Below are 14,265 nucleotides of genomic sequence, written 5' to 3'. Positions count from 1 at the left end.
CCGCAAGGACCGCCATGATGCTGCGGGGCCGCGTGAAAATGCTGCGCTTGCGTCGCCAACCTGTGCGCGAAATCTTGTCTGAATTTCCAAGGACTTGGCTTCACATTTCGCCCAAAAATCCAGCGCAAACTTCGCATTTTACATATAGTAATACTTTTGCTAGCCTCATCACAGGCTGGTGAGGGAAGACACCTGCCACAAAATCCTAGGGAGGGATCATGTCCATTATCAAAAAACTCGCGCTCGCCGCGGGTGTCAGCGCCCTATTGTCTTCGGCGGCCTATGCCGATCTGTCGGGCAAGGTCATCGGCTTTTCGCAGATCGGCTCCGAGTCGGGCTGGCGGGCGGCTGAGACTTCGGTGACGAAATCCGAGGCTGAAAAGCTTGGCGTCGATCTGAAATTCGCTGATGCGCAGCAAAAGCAGGAAAACCAGATCAAGGCGATCCGGGGCTTTATCGCGCAGGGCGTCGCGGCGATCCTGATCGCTCCGGTCGTGGCGACGGGCTGGGAAGAAGTGCTGACCGAGGCCAAGGAAGCCAATATTCCGGTGATCTTGCTGGACCGTGGCATTGATGCGCCGCAGGATCTGTATCTGACCTCGGTGGCGTCGGATCAGGTCAAGGAAGGCCGCGTTGCTGGCGAATGGCTGGTGGGCGCTGTCGGCGACAAAGAGTGTAAAGTTGTGGAACTTCAAGGCACTGTGGGGTCGTCTCCGGCGATCAATCGCAAGCAGGGCTTTGAGGAAGGCATCAAGGGCCACGCGAACCTGTCTATCATCCGCAGCCAGACCGGCGACTTTACCCGCGCCAAGGGCAAGGAAGTTATGGAAGGTTTCCTGAAAGCCGAAGACGGCGGCAAGGGCATCTGCGCGGTTTATGCGCATAACGATGACATGGCGGTTGGGGCCATTCAGGCGATCAAGGATGCGGGCCTGAAGCCGGGCAGCGATATTCTGGTGGTGTCGATTGACGGCGTGCCGGATATCTTCCAGGCGATGGTGGCAGGTGAGGCCAATGCCACGGTCGAGCTGACGCCGAACATGGCAGGCCCGGCCTTTGCGGCGCTGGATGCTTATCTGACCGATGGCACGCAGCCTGAGAAGTTCATCATCACCGAGTCGAAACTCTATACACCGAAGGATGATCCGCAGGGCGAATATGATCGCCGCAAGGGTCTGGGCTATTAATCTGGTCTAGCATTGGCATCGGCCAGAGCGATCTGGCCGATGTTGCTTTATCTGGGCTTTCGCGCAGAGTGAGCCACGGGAATTTGGGGAGCAGGGCATGGTCGAGGGCGCAGAACCCGTCGTGCAAGCGCGCGGCATTGTGAAGATTTTCGGCCAGCACAGGGCTTTGGATGGGGTGGATTTTACCGTGCGACCCGGCGAGGTGCATGCGCTGCTGGGCGAGAATGGCGCAGGAAAATCCACACTTATCAAGATCTTGACCGGGGCTTATCAGCCTGACGGTGGCGAGGTGGTGCTTGACGGGGCGGCGGTGCGGTTTTCCGATCCGCTGGATGCGCAGCGCCACGGCATTGGCACGGTCTATCAGGAAGTGAATCTGCTGCCCAATCGCTCGGTCGCTGAAAATCTTTTTCTGGGCCATCAGCCGACGCGGTTTGGCATCGTGCAGCGGAAGGTGATCGAGGCGCGGGCGCGCGAATTGCTGGCCGGGTATGGGCTGGAAATCGACGTGCGGGCGGAACTGGGCAGCTATTCGGTGGCGGTGCAGCAGATCGTGGCGATTGCGCGGGCGGTGGAGCTTTCGGGCAAGGTGCTGGTGCTGGACGAGCCGACGGCGAGTCTGGACCGCAACGAAGTGGCCAAGATGTTCGAGGTGGTGGCGCGGCTGAAGGCGCGCGGTCTGGGGATTATCTTCATCACGCATTTTCTGGATCAGGTGTTTGAGATCGCAGACCGGGTGACGATTTTGCGCAACGGCAAGCTGATCGGCACCAAGGCGCTGTCGGAAGTGACGGCGACGGATGTGGTGCGGATGATGCTGGGCAAGGATCTGGCGTTTGATCATGGCGGCGTGGGCGTGGCCGAGGCGGTGCAAGGCCCGGTGCGGGTAGAGTTCAAGTCCTTGGGGCGGCAGGGTAAAGTGGCTCCATTTTCTTTGACGTTGCATGAGGGCGAGGTTGTGGGCGTGGCGGGGCTGCTGGGGTCTGGTCGCACCGAAATGGCGCGGCTGATGTTTGGCGTGGACAGCGCGGATGGTGGTGAGATCACCGTCGGCGGCAAGGTGGTCAGCATCCGCAATCCGGCGCAGGCGGTAGCGGCGGGGTTTGGGTTTTGCCCCGAGGATCGCAAGCTGGACGGGATTTTTGGCGAATTGTCGGTGCGCGAGAACATCATCATCGCGCTGCAGGCCAAGCTCGGCTGGTTCCGCGCGCTGAACCGCGATGAGCAGAACGAGATTGCAGGCAACTATGCCGAGGCTTTGGACATTCGCGCGGCGGATTACGAGATGCCGGTGAAGCTGCTTTCAGGTGGCAATCAGCAAAAGGCGATTCTGGCGCGCTGGCTGGCGATTGATCCGAACTTCCTGATTTTGGACGAGCCGACGCGGGGGATCGACGTGGGCGCCCATGCGGAAATTGTGCGCACGATCAATCGCTTGCGCGAGGAGGGGTTGGCGTTGCTGGTGATTTCGTCGGAGTTAGATGAGGTGGTGGCCTATTCCAACCGCATCGTGGTGATGCGGGATCGCGCGATGGTGGCGGAGTTGAGCGGCGCGGATATTGCGCCCTCGGTCATCGTGGCGGCGATTGCGGAAAACCCGGGGGTGCCGGTATGAAGCGGGTGCATTGGAAGGCGGCGCTGCTGCGGCCGCAATTTGTGGCGCTGGCAGCGGTGTTGTTGATCAACTGGCTGCTGTTTCCGGGGTTTTTCGACATCACCTTGCAGGACGGGCGGCTGTTTGGCAGCGTGATCGACGTGCTGAACCGTGGCGCGCCGGTGGCGATTTTGGCGATTGGCATGACGGCGGTGATCGCGACCAAGGGGGTGGATCTGTCGGTTGGCGCGGTGATGGCGATTGCCGGAGCGGTGGCGGCGGTGCTGGTGACGGGCGGGGCCTCGGGGCTGGTGGCGGTGGTGGCGGCGCTGGCGGTCGGGGTGTTGTGCGGGCTGTGGAATGGCGTGCTGGTGACGTATCTGGAAATCCAGCCGATCATCGCGACGCTGGTGCTGATGGTGGCGGGGCGCGGTTTGGCGCAACTGGTGACAGAGGGCTCGATCGTGACGTTTTCCGATCCGGTGCTGATTTTCATCGGCACGGGGGCGTTGTTTGGCATGCCGATGCCGATCGTGATTGCGGCGGTGCTGGCAATTGGGGCGACCTTGATTGTGCGGAAAACCGCGTTGGGGCTGTTGATCGAGGCGGTGGGGGTGAACCGTTCGGCTGCCAGATTTGCGGGGATTTCCAGCGGCTTGCTGCTGATGGTGGTCTATACATTCGCCGGGTTCTGTGCGGCGACCTCGGGGCTGATCGTGGCGGGCGATATTCGCGGTGCCGATGCCAATAACGCAGGGTTGTGGCTGGAGCTGGATGCGATTTTGGCGGTGGTGATCGGCGGCACATCGCTGCTGGGCGGGCGGTTTTCGATCCCGATGTCGGTGGTGGGGGCGTTGATCATTCAGGCGATGAACACCGGCATTCTGATCTCGGGCTTCTCGCCAGAGTTTAATCTGGTGGTGAAATCCGGGGTGATCATCCTGATTTTGGTGTTGCAAGCGCCCTTGGTGGCACAAGCCCTGCGCAAGCGCTTTATGGCGGAAAGGAAAGCCTGATGAACCGCGCTTTACGGCCCCTTGTGGCCACGACGGCGATCTTCGCGCTGGCCTATCTGGCCGCCATCCTGCAATTTCCGGCGATGTTTTCCACCCGCGTGCTGGGCAATTTCCTGACCGACAACGCTTTCCTGGGGATCGCGGCGGTGGGGATGACCTTTGTGATCATCTCGGGCGGGATTGATCTGTCGGTGGGGGCGGTGATTGGCTTTACCACGGTGCTGAACGCGGTTTTGATCATGTGGCTGGGGCTGCATCCGCTGTTTGCCTTTGCGATTTCGCTGATGGTGGCGGCGGCGTTTGGCGCGGTGATGGGGGCGGCGATCCATTACCTGAAGGTGCCGAGCTTCATCGTCACGCTGGCGGGGATGTTTCTGGCGCGGGGCGGGGCCTCGGTTTTGTCGCCGGATAGTATCGGCATCAAACACGAGCTTTATACAACGATTTCAAAAAGCTACATCCTGTTGCCGGGGGGCGGGCGGTTGACGGTGATCGGCATGATCATGCTGCTGGTGTTCGTGTTCGGCATGATCCTTGCGCATCGCACCCGGTTTGGCAGCTATGTTTACGCGCTTGGCGGATCAGAGGTTTCAGCCGGGTTGATGGGGGTGCCTGTCGCGCGCACCACCATTCTGATCTATACGCTGTCGGCGACGCTGGCGGGCCTCGCCGGGATCGTGTTTTCGCTTTACACCTCGGCGGGCTATTCGCTGTCGGCTTTGGGGGTCGAGTTGGACGCGATTGCGGCGGTGGTGATCGGCGGCACGCTGCTGACCGGGGGCTATGGCTTTATCGCGGGCACGTTCATCGGGGTGATGCTGCAGGGGCTGGTGCAGACCTACATCGTGTTTGACGGCAGCTTGTCGAGTTGGTGGACGAAAATCGTGATCGGCGGCTTGCTTTTCCTGTTCATTCTGTTGCAAAGGCTGGTGTTCTCGGCGGCAGCCCCACGCAGGAAAGTGTTTTGGAAAACCTAGCATGAGCGAACCCGGCAGCCTCGTCCGTGCGCTGTCCGGGCGGCAGGTGGCGCGCAATTTCCACTCCTATGTGATCAGCGAAGTCGGCATTGGCATCGCTTCGGGGCGGCTTGCGGTGGGTGCGATCCTGCCGAATGACGCGGAAATGATGGACCGCTACAACGTCTCGCGCACCGTGTTGCGCGAGGCGCTGAAGACGCTCGAGGCCAAGGGGCTGGTCGAGGCGCGGGCCAAGGTGGGCACACGGGTTTTGCCGCGCAACCGCTGGAATCTCTATGATCGGCAAGTGCTTGGCTGGATTCAAGAGGCGGGGCCAGAGCCTGCTTTTCTGCAAGCTTTTGTCGAATTGCGTGAGATGATCGAGATGCAGACGGCGCGGCTGGCAGCGCAAAGACGCTCGGCTGAACAGTTGCGGATGCTGCTCTATTGGTTGCAACAGCGCAGCATGACGGCGGCGCTGGTCGAACCATTCGCGCTGGCCGAGTTCGAGTTTCATCGGATTTTGTGTGAGGCGAGCCAGAATCCGTTTCTGCGCGCGGCGCAGGCTTTGGTGGAATTTGGCGTGGTGCAGGCGATTGCGCCGCAAATCCGCGCCGGGGTGGTCGATTTCGCGGGCGAAAAGGCGGCGCTGTATCAGGCCTTGGCCGATGCGGTGGCGCAGGGCGCGGTGGAGGCTGCGGGGGTAGCGATGGGCGCGATTCTGGCGGCGGATCGGGTTTGGATTTTGGGGGCATGAGGATTGGCTGAGGTTTTCAAGATCAGTGACGGCGCGGATTGTTCTGCGGTTGTAACGGCTTACGGCGCGCGGTTGATGCAGTTGTGGGTGCCGGGGCGCGGTGGGGTTTTGGCCGATATCGTGCTGGGGCATGATGATGTGCAGGGCTATCTGGATCATCCGGGGACGTATTTTGGCGCGATTTGTGGGCGCTATGCCAACCGGATTGCGGGCGGGCGGTTTGATTGGCAGGGCGGCGTGGTGCAACTGGATTGCAACGAGGGTGGCAACCATCTGCATGGCGGCGCGCAGGGGTTTGACAAAAAGCTGTGGCAGGTGGTGCAGGCGGATGCGCGCGGCGTGACCCTTGCGCTGCATTCGCCGGATGGTGAGATGGGTTTTCCGGGCGCGCTGGATGTGGAGGCGCGGTATGCGTTCACCGCGCCGGGGCAGTTGCGCATCGAGATGGTGGCGCGGGCTGCGGCGGATAGCGTGGTCAATCTGGTGAACCATACCTATTTCAACATGGCGGGGCAGGGCAGCGGTGAGGCTGACCGCCAGATGTTGCAGATCGCGGCGGATCGCTATCTGCCGGTCGATGCGGCACTGCTGCCCCTGGGGGCGGCGGTGGATGTGACGGGAACGCCGTTTGATTTCAGGGATTTGCGGGCACTGGATGCGGCGGTGCCAGCGGGCGGCTTTGATCACAACCTGTGTCTGAATGGGGGCGCGGGGCCTGCGGTGGTGGCGGTTGATCCGGCCTCGGGGCGGGGGATGCGGCTGTATACCGATCAGCCGGGGGTGCAGCTTTACACCGGGTCGTATCTGCCGGAAGGGCTGCCGGGCAAAGCGGGCGCGGTTTATGGTGCGCGGGCTGGGTTCACGCTGGAGACGCAAAAGTGGCCGGACAGCCCGAACCATGCCGATTATCCTTCGGCTGTGGTCCGGGCCGGGGATGCGTATCGGCACCGGATGGATTTTTCGTTTTTCGTGGCCGATCAGGGCTTTTGCAAGCGATAAGCGGCGTCGGCTTGCAGCGTTTGCCACGCGCCTTCGGTGCCATCGGGCCAGATGACCCGCACCTCGGCTTGGGTCAGATCACCCAGACCGAAATGCGCAGGGCCAAGGTTGCCGCCCGCCTGACCGCCGCCGACGGTGATCTCGCGGCGTTGGATGTGGTCTTGCATCTTCACCTCGACCCAAGCGCCGATGGCGTCGGTGTTGGGGGCGGTTTGCGCGAGGGTCAGGGCAAGCCAGTGGTTCGGGCTTTCGGTGGTGTTGCGCCATATTTGCGCAGGCTCGCGGCGGTTGACCACCACCAGATCCATCCGGCCATCGGCGTTCAGATCGGCCAAGGCAGCACCACGTGACAGGCCGGTGGCGGCGACACCGGCGCGGTCGCCGGCTTCCTCAAAGGTGCCATCGGCGCGTTGCAGCAGCAGGTTGTTGGGGTCTTTCAGCGCGAAATCCGGCATCGCATCGACATTGCCCTTGGCGATGAACAGATCGGCGAGGCCATCGTTATTAACGTCTTCAAACTGCGCGTGCCAGCCGGTAGAGGGGTTCAGATCGGTGCCGGTAAAGGGGCGTTGTGCAATGGCGTGTTTGGCAAAGGCCACGTCCTTGAAGGTGGCGGCTTTGGTTTCAGTGTTTGCCATGGTTTGCAGCTTGTTATCGGCCATCGAGGTCACGAAATACTCAGGATACCCGTCGAAATCGAGATCATAGCTGGCGATGCCCATGCCCCAGATGCGCAGGCGTTTCCAGCCTTCTGCCTCGGTGTAAAGCGCGGGGGGCTTGCCGGGGTCGATGTGCCAGAGTTGTTCTTGCCCGCCCTTGTAGTATTCGCGGTCGTTGGCGATGCGCAAGCTGGGGGTGCCGGAACGGTTCCAGTCGGAAAACAGCATCGACAGGGCACAGAAGCTGGGTTTCAGTGGGGTGGGGGCGGCGAATTTCTGGCCATCGGGGCGGTGCAACCAGTTGTCCGTGCAGCTTCCCCACGGAAACATGTCTTGCGTGGCGTCGATGTAGTTGCCTATGGCGAGGGTGGGCCAGTTTTGGCCCCTCTCCCATGTGGCGGCGAAGGCGGCGGACCAAGCGGTGCCGCCGTCAAAGCCCCAGGCCTTGTTGGCGTTCTCAAACTTGCAGTTGCCAAGGCCGCGCATCACCTGATTTTCGCCTTGGCGCAAAAGAACGATGTCGGGCAGGCCATCGCTATCAATATCAAGGGCATAGGCACCCAAGACTGCGGTTTGCTCTAGGCCGCTTTCGGTTTCGACGAAGCGCAGATCGCCGCCAGCTTCACTTTGGTTGATGAACAGTTTCGCCGGATTGGTGCCGCCTGCGATGATCAGATCGGGGCGGGCATCGGCGTTGCAGTCGAAGGTCGAAACCCCGCCGCCGACCATGTATTCCCAATCGCCTGCGTAGATTTGGTTCACGCCAGCAGTGGCGGTTGCTTCGGCAAAGCTGGGGACCAAGGGCGCAGGCGGGGCGGTTTCGGCGAAGGCAGGGAAGGGCAGCAGGGCGAGGGCGAGGGCGAGGTATTTCATCTCTTAGGCCAATGATTTCAAAGCGTTGATGAAAGTGCCAACCTCGGCGCCCTGGCGCAGACCGTTCTCATTCGCGGCGCGGAAGTGGATGCCGCCGTAGAGACGCGACAGGGCGGCCTCGGCGGCGGCGCTTTGGAAATCGCTGAAATGGCGCGGTTTGATGCCATCATCAGCGTGGGTGGCATCGTCGAAGGCGAAATCCGCGCCAAACACCTGCGCTAGCACCACGGCGGCAGCACCGGATTGGGTGGAATGGCCGGAGGGGTATTCGGCGAAGGGCGGGGTGATCAGCAACGGCTCCCATGTCTTGTCGATCACGCGCTTTATGTAGGTGACGGGGCGCAGGCGGTTGTAGTGAATCTTGTCGTTCCAGCAGGCGATGAAGGCGTCGTTCACCGCCATGCCGACACGCGCGAGGGCGTCGGCGGCGTGAAGGGCATCGGTGCCGTCGCGGTGCAGGATTTGCAGGGTGATCGAAATCCAGTGGCCGGGCGGGGTGGGCGACAGCATCGGGTCGTCCGACCAGAAGCGGGCGATGGCTTTCTGCTCTTCGGTGAGGGTTTTCGAGGTGTCGTAGACCTCTTTCGCCTGTTTGTAGAACTCGGAAGTGGGGTCTTCGGAATAGGCGGGGGGATCGCCTGCGGTGCAGGGCGCGCCCACGGGCATGGCGAAGGGGCGGTTTTTGCCCCATTCGGGCAGCAAGGGCGCTTGTTGCTGGACGATCACGCTGGTTGGCACCCAGTATTCCGGGCCTTTTTGCAGCGCCCAATCCATCGGGAAGCCCATGTTCTTCACATCATGGCCGCCGTCGGTTTTGCTATAGTCTTCAATATGCTGGGCAACGGCGAGGCCATAGGCTGCCGAGCGTTCTGCCACATCAGCGGCTACGCCTGCGGAAAGCTTCGTGCCAAGTTTGTCGCGCATCGCGGCCATCGCGCGCTGGCCGGTGGGGCCGGTGTTGCCGAAGAAGGTTTCCACCGCTTCGGACATGACGGCATGGAGGACAAGGGATTCATCGTAAGCGCCTGCGGGGCGCGCGGGCAAGGCGGTGAGGCCGTTGATCTGGCCGGCAAGGCTGGTGGCTCCGCTGGCTGAGGCGAGGGACTCGTAGGCGGCGAGCCCCAGATAGCCAAAGGCGCGGGCGGCAACCGGGGGGGTGTAGGTGGCGGTATGGCGCACCAGCTCCAGCACCAGCTTATACCATGTCAGCAGCGTGTCGCTGGGCGAGGTGGCTGCGTGCAGCGGCAAAGCGGGCAGGGCGAAAGCGGCCCCGGTCAGGGCGAGGAAATGGCGGCGCTGCATGGCGGCTCCTACAAGGAAAAGCGGCGCGAGGTGGCCCCCGCGCCGGATGTTTTACACGGCTTGCGGCGGTTTTTTACCCATAATGATCATGCCGAGGATGTCTTCATCGGTGACTTCACCCACGTTCACTGTGCCAACCCGCTGGCCGTTCTTCATCACCACGGCGCGGTCGCAGAGATCCATCACGGCATGAATGTCGTGTTCGATCAGGAAGATGCCGAGGCCCTGCTTTTTCAGCTCTTGGATCAGCTCGGCGACCATCTGGGTTTCTTGCGGACCCAAGGCGGCGGTGGGTTCATCCATGATCAGGATCTTGGCGTTGAAATAGACCGCGCGGGCGATGGCGACGGATTGGCGCTGGCCGCCCGACAGCGCCGAGACCGGCACGTTGAACTTGCGGAAGTTCGGGTTCAGCCGCGCCATGATCTTGCGGGTTTCGGCCTCCATCGCGCTATCGTCGAGAAAGCCGCCCGCGCCGACGATCTCACGCCCCAGAAACAGGTTCGAGGCAGCGTTGAGGTTATCGGCAAGGGCGAGGGTCTGGTAGATCGTCTCGATGTTATAGTCGCGGGCGTCGCGGGGGGTGGTGATCTCGGCCTTGGCCCCGTTGATGTAGATTTCGCCCGAATCCGCTTTGTAAGCGCCGGAAAGGCATTTGATCAGCGTGGATTTGCCCGCGCCATTGTGGCCCAGCAGGCCGACAACTTCGCCGGGGTGCAGATCAATGGTGACGTGGTCGACGGCCTTGATGCCGCCGAACGCGATCGAGATGTCGCGCATCTCGACCAGAGGTGTGCCTGTGTTTGCCATGGTATCACCCCTCACTTGGTTTTCTGACGGTAAAGGTTGTCAAGATAGACGGCCAGCACCAGTGCCACGCCCACGGCGATCATGCGGTAAGAGCCGTCGCCATAGCCAATCAGCACCATGCCGGTTTGCAAAGACTGCATCACCAAGGCACCGATGATCGCGCCATAAATGGTGCCGACACCGCCAGCGAGCGAGGTGCCGCCGACCACGGCCGAGGCGATGACGTAAAGCTCGTCCAGCGTGCCAAGCGCGTTGGTGGCAGCGTTCAGGCGGGCGGAGGCCACGACTGCGGCAAGGCCCGACAGCAGGCCCATCAGCGCGAAGATCTTCAGCGTCATCCATTTTGTGTTGATGCCGGACAAAGCTGCCGCCTCCGGGTTGCCGCCGATTGCAAAGACATAGCGGCCAAAGCGGGTGCGGGTCATCAGGATGGTCATCAGGATGCCGACGACGACAAGGATCAGCACCGGGATCGCGAAGCCGGTCGAGATCACCAGACCGCCTTCTGGCACGACGACATCCGGGTTGGCTTTGACATAGGCATCCACGATGCCTTTCGGCCAGGTATAGGCGTTGACCACCATGACAGCGCCAATCAGCACGCCGCAGCCAAGGATCGCCAGCACGGTTTCAGCCCAGATCGGGCGTTGCGGAAAGCCGTGTTTGGTGCGGGACTTGCGGCCGGCTTGGATGATCCACAGTACAGCGACGCAACCCAAGATACCGACGATCCAACTGCCGACTGCACCGACCGAGCCATTCGGGCCGCCGCCGAGCAGGGCGAAGGTGGTGTCCATCGGGGCGATGGTCTTGCCGTCAGCCGTGAGGAAGGCCGCGCCGCGCCAGACCAGCATGCCGCCAAGGGTCACGATAAAGGACGGGATGCCGCGATAGGCGATCAGCCAGCCATGAAATGCGCCGATCAACGCGCCGAGCACGATGCCGATCAGGGCGGTGATGATCCAGATCACCGGGCTGCCAAGGCCCAGCATCGGCGGCAGGATGTTCACCTGCACGATGCCCATCACCATGCCGGTCACACCGACAATCGAGCCCACGGACAGGTCGATGTTGCGGGTGATGATCACCAGCACCATGCCCGTCGCCATGATCCCGGTCATCGAGGTTTGCACCGACAGGTTCCACAGGTTGCGCGGGGTGATGAACAGGCCAAGGCCCATGTTCAAACCATTGCCGCTGAGCAGATTGGCGATGATCGGGTAAAAATGGAAACTGGCCCAGATCAGCAGCAGAGCGCCGACCATGCCAAGCATACGGGTGTCAAGTTCGGTGTCGCGGATAAAACGCGCGATGGGGCCAAGTCTGGCATCGCTGCCCTGAGGGGAGTGGGTGGGGGTAACTGTCATATCCTCGTCCGGCTTGTGAGAGGGGGAAACGCGTGTGGCCTGTGGGGCCTTTGACCTGTTCAACTCGGCAAACGGTCACAAGGGTGAGGGGCGCTTTGCGTTTGGGAAAGCCCGACGCCAGCAAAAGGCTGACGCCGGACCATTAGTTCAGGGCGATGGCCAACCCGCGCTGTGCGCGGATCGGCCTGCTGTGCCGATTATTGGCAGGCAGCAACGCCTTCCATAGCGCCTTCGCAGGCTTCGGCTTTGGTGATGTGGCCACCGTCGATCGCCAGGTTCAGCGTGTCTTTGGTGATCGCGGTCGGGGTCAGCAGGATAGCGTTCATTTCAACGCCTTTTTCGCCGCCCGAGAACTTGGTAGCCCCCGCAATCGCGTCAAGCGCGGTGCCAGCTGCCAGTTGTGCTGCGATCTCGCCTGCTGCTTTGCCGAGTTGACGCGAGTCTTTCCAAACCGAAACGGTCTGGGTGCCACGTGCCACACGGTTGATTGCAGCCAGGTCGCCGTCTTGGCCACCCAACGGAACCACCAGGCCCTGAGCCGACAGAGCTGCCGATGCGCCGCCTGCCATACCGTCGTTTTCAGCCAGAACGGCGTCAACGGCGTTGTTGTTGGCGGTCAGGATCTGCTCCATGTTCTTCTGAGCATTTTCCGGCTTCCAACCATCGGTGTAGACTTCGCCGACGATCTTGATGGTGCCAGCCTTGACAGCCTCACCAATGACTTGCTCCATCCCTGCGCGCAGGAAGTCAGCGTTCGGATCACCCGGGTCGCCCTTGATGATGGCGTAGTTGCCATCGGGTTTGGCCTTCATCACTTCTTCTGCGATGATTTTGCCCACACCGACGTTGTCGAAGGTCAGATAGAAGGCGCGGTTGTCTTCGATCAGACGGTCGTAGCCGACAACCGGGATACCTTCGGCAGCGGCTTTCTCGATGGCCGGACCGATGGCGTCTTTGTCCCAAGCGTTGATGATCAGAACATTTGCGCCCTGAGCGATCAGCGCGTCAACGTCCGACAGTTGTTTTTCCGACGACGACTGAGCGTCAGCCGAGATGTATTCATCGCCAGCGGCTTCGATCGCGGCCTTCATTGCGGCTTCGTCGATCTTCCAACGCTCTTCTTGGAACTGAGCCCAAGACACACCGATCTTCTTGCCTTCTGCCAAAGCAGCCGACGAAAAACCTGCTGCGGCGATGACCGCAAGCATAATGACCTTACGCATTTTTATCCTCCCTATGGATTCGGCCAGCGTATGACCTGTTCCGCAGATTCGCTAGAACTGCCGGAAAATTGCCGCGAATAAATTCAGTTGTCAAAATAAAACTGATGCGCGAGAACAAGTGAGCCAGATTTTCTTGCAAATCCGCGCTGCATTGCAGCAATAATAGATCGCGCATGAACAATCCTGCCATTTTTTTATTCGGAGATCAAATAAATGCCGAGTTTTGGCGCAGCGGATGAGGCAGAGATGGCGACGAGGGGCTGCGGCCCACTGATTCCGCCTTTGTCCGAATCAATGCGCCCCTTGCGCCAGCAGGTGTTTGAACGGGTGCGCGCGTCAGGCTTGATTCCGCGGGTGCAGGTTGCCAAGGATCTGGGTGTTTCGCCCGCATCGGTGACAACGATCACCTCAGAATTGATCGAGGCCGGGCTGATCGAAGAGGTGAGCGCGCCGCGTGATCCGGAACTGGGGCGCGGGCGTCCTGCCGTGGCGCTGGGGGTGCGGGCGCAGGCGCATATGGTCGCCGGCATGAAGATGTCGGACCGCGAACATTCGGCGGTGATCGTCGATTTCGCCGGCAATCTCTTGGCGAATGAGGTGGTGCCGCGCAGGCCGGGACCAATGCCCTTGCCGGAGATGCTGGACGCGATGGCGCTACTGCTGGACCGTGTTTGCGACAACGCAGGGATTGCGCGTTCGGCTTTGTCGGGGGTGGGTGTGGGCCTGCCGGGGTTTGTCGATCAGGCCGAGGGCGTGGTGCTGTGGTCCTCCACCCTGACGGAACGCGCGGTGCCCTTGGCTGATGCGGCGCAGGCGCGGTTGGGCCTGCCTGTCAGCATCGACAATGACGCCAATCTGGTGGCTCTGGCCGAGTTGTGGTTCGGCGCAGGCCGCAGTCTGGCCGATTTCGCGGTGGTGACGTTTGAACATGGCGTCGGCATGGGCTTTGTGATGAACCACAAGATTTATCGCGGCTCGCAGCGGCTGGGGATGGAGTTGGGCCATACCAAAGTGCAACTGGATGGTGCCCTGTGCCGCTGTGGCCAGCGCGGTTGCCTAGAGGCCTATGTCGCCGATTATGCACTGGCACGCGAGGCGACCACGGCGCTGAACTGGGGGCATCGCGAAGGGCAGTCGATCTCGGTGCTGCTGGAAAGCCTGTATGATCACGCGCAAGCAGGTGATGCCACGGCACGCAGCATCTTTCGGCGGGCGGGGCGCTATCTGGCGGTGGGGTTGGCGAATGTCGTCAATCTGTTCGATCCGGCGCTAATCATCCTGTCGGGCGAGCGGCTGAAGTTCGATTATCTCTACGCCGCCGAGACTTTGGCCGAGATGGACAATCTGGTGATCAACACTGGCAGGCCGCGCCCGCCGATTGAAATCCATGCCTGGGGTGATCTGCTTTGGGCGCATGGGGCTGCGGCCTTGGCGCTGTCGGCGGTGACAGAGCGGATTCTGATGGCGCCGCGCGAGATTGCCGCGCAATAGGGGCCATGAAAAAAGGCAGGCCGCTGTGGCC

At 61.5% G+C, this 14,265-nt stretch carries 12 protein-coding genes; 7 read left to right on the top strand and 5 right to left on the bottom strand.

Features of this window, described 5'->3' with window-relative positions; genetic code table 11:
- Positions 1-218 precede the first annotated feature (218 nt).
- From ytfQ to ACFOGH_RS06370, 6 genes are all read left to right on the top strand, one after another.
- Complete coding sequence (gene ytfQ / locus ACFOGH_RS06395) at positions 219-1,187, top strand: galactofuranose ABC transporter, galactofuranose-binding protein YtfQ (RefSeq protein ID WP_380072236.1); 969 nt, start codon at positions 219-221, stop codon at positions 1,185-1,187.
- A gap of 97 nt (positions 1,188-1,284) precedes the next feature.
- Positions 1,285-2,802, top strand: coding sequence for a sugar ABC transporter ATP-binding protein (locus ACFOGH_RS06390; protein ID WP_380072235.1), 1,518 nt, complete (start codon positions 1,285-1,287; stop codon positions 2,800-2,802).
- Entirely contained in the window at positions 2,799-3,797 is a 999-nt protein-coding gene (locus ACFOGH_RS06385) for an ABC transporter permease (protein WP_380072234.1), read from the top strand. Before ACFOGH_RS06390 ends, ACFOGH_RS06385 begins: the two co-directional genes overlap by 4 nt.
- On the top strand, positions 3,797-4,774 hold the full coding sequence (gene yjfF / locus ACFOGH_RS06380; protein ID WP_380072233.1) for a galactofuranose ABC transporter, permease protein YjfF: 978 nt from the start codon (positions 3,797-3,799) through the stop codon (positions 4,772-4,774). The genes ACFOGH_RS06385 and yjfF overlap by 1 nt, the downstream gene beginning before the upstream one ends.
- 1 nt (position 4,775) lies before the next feature.
- Positions 4,776-5,510 (top strand): FadR/GntR family transcriptional regulator, encoded by a 735-nt coding sequence (locus tag ACFOGH_RS06375; protein WP_380072232.1) that lies wholly within the window; start codon positions 4,776-4,778, stop codon positions 5,508-5,510.
- 3 nt (positions 5,511-5,513) lie between these two features.
- Positions 5,514-6,509: an aldose epimerase family protein gene (locus ACFOGH_RS06370; RefSeq protein WP_380072231.1), complete on the top strand. Its 996-nt coding sequence runs from the start codon at positions 5,514-5,516 to the stop codon at positions 6,507-6,509.
- Here ACFOGH_RS06370 and ACFOGH_RS06365 read toward each other — a convergent pair.
- From ACFOGH_RS06365 to ACFOGH_RS06345, 5 genes are all read right to left on the bottom strand, one after another.
- Entirely contained in the window at positions 6,488-8,041 is a 1,554-nt protein-coding gene (locus ACFOGH_RS06365; protein WP_380072230.1) for a CRTAC1 family protein, read from the bottom strand. The genes ACFOGH_RS06370 and ACFOGH_RS06365 overlap by 22 nt on opposite strands.
- Before the next feature lie 3 nt (positions 8,042-8,044).
- Positions 8,045-9,343: a vanadium-dependent haloperoxidase gene (locus ACFOGH_RS06360; RefSeq protein WP_380072229.1), complete on the bottom strand. Its 1,299-nt coding sequence runs from the start codon at positions 9,341-9,343 to the stop codon at positions 8,045-8,047.
- 51 nt (positions 9,344-9,394) lie between these two features.
- Positions 9,395-10,153: an ATP-binding cassette domain-containing protein gene (locus ACFOGH_RS06355; protein WP_380072228.1), complete on the bottom strand. Its 759-nt coding sequence runs from the start codon at positions 10,151-10,153 to the stop codon at positions 9,395-9,397.
- Positions 10,154-10,164: 11 nt separating this feature from the next.
- Positions 10,165-11,520 carry a sugar ABC transporter permease gene (locus tag ACFOGH_RS06350; RefSeq protein WP_380072227.1) on the bottom strand — a complete coding sequence of 452 codons (1,356 nt, stop codon included), beginning with the start codon at positions 11,518-11,520 and terminating at the stop codon, positions 10,165-10,167.
- 197 nt (positions 11,521-11,717) lie between these two features.
- Positions 11,718-12,743, bottom strand: coding sequence for a substrate-binding domain-containing protein (locus ACFOGH_RS06345; protein ID WP_380072226.1), 1,026 nt, complete (start codon positions 12,741-12,743; stop codon positions 11,718-11,720).
- A gap of 213 nt (positions 12,744-12,956) precedes the next feature.
- On the opposite strand from ACFOGH_RS06345, the gene ACFOGH_RS06340 reads away from it, so the two are divergent.
- A complete protein-coding gene (locus ACFOGH_RS06340) occupies positions 12,957-14,234 on the top strand; it encodes an ROK family transcriptional regulator (protein ID WP_380072225.1) in 1,278 nt (425 codons plus the stop codon).
- The last annotated feature ends 31 nt before the right edge of the window (positions 14,235-14,265 follow it).

This window comes from Cypionkella sinensis, assembly GCF_042646385.1.
Classification (GTDB): Bacteria; Pseudomonadota; Alphaproteobacteria; order Rhodobacterales; family Rhodobacteraceae; genus Cypionkella; species Cypionkella sinensis.
The sequence above is the reverse complement of the archived record's forward strand: the minus strand, read 5'-3'. Positions and strand labels throughout refer to the sequence as shown.

Bases quoted from the DNA above. Each gene is read 5' to 3' on its own strand.
- ytfQ (WP_380072236.1), top strand. From the start codon at position 219: ATGTCCATTATCAAAAAACTCGCGCTCGCCGCGGGTGTCAGCGCCCTA.
- ACFOGH_RS06390 (WP_380072235.1), top strand. From the start codon at position 1,285: ATGGTCGAGGGCGCAGAACCCGTCGTGCAAGCGCGCGGCATTGTGAAG.
- ACFOGH_RS06385 (WP_380072234.1), top strand. From the start codon at position 2,799: ATGAAGCGGGTGCATTGGAAGGCGGCGCTGCTGCGGCCGCAATTTGTG.
- yjfF (WP_380072233.1), top strand. From the start codon at position 3,797: ATGAACCGCGCTTTACGGCCCCTTGTGGCCACGACGGCGATCTTCGCG.
- ACFOGH_RS06375 (WP_380072232.1), top strand. From the start codon at position 4,776: ATGAGCGAACCCGGCAGCCTCGTCCGTGCGCTGTCCGGGCGGCAGGTG.
- ACFOGH_RS06365 (WP_380072230.1), bottom strand. From the start codon at position 8,041: ATGAAATACCTCGCCCTCGCCCTCGCCCTGCTGCCCTTCCCTGCCTTC.
- ACFOGH_RS06360 (WP_380072229.1), bottom strand. From the start codon at position 9,343: ATGCAGCGCCGCCATTTCCTCGCCCTGACCGGGGCCGCTTTCGCCCTG.
- ACFOGH_RS06355 (WP_380072228.1), bottom strand. From the start codon at position 10,153: ATGGCAAACACAGGCACACCTCTGGTCGAGATGCGCGACATCTCGATC.
- ACFOGH_RS06350 (WP_380072227.1), bottom strand. From the start codon at position 11,520: ATGACAGTTACCCCCACCCACTCCCCTCAGGGCAGCGATGCCAGACTT.
- ACFOGH_RS06345 (WP_380072226.1), bottom strand. From the start codon at position 12,743: ATGCGTAAGGTCATTATGCTTGCGGTCATCGCCGCAGCAGGTTTTTCG.
- ACFOGH_RS06340 (WP_380072225.1), top strand. From the start codon at position 12,957: ATGCCGAGTTTTGGCGCAGCGGATGAGGCAGAGATGGCGACGAGGGGC.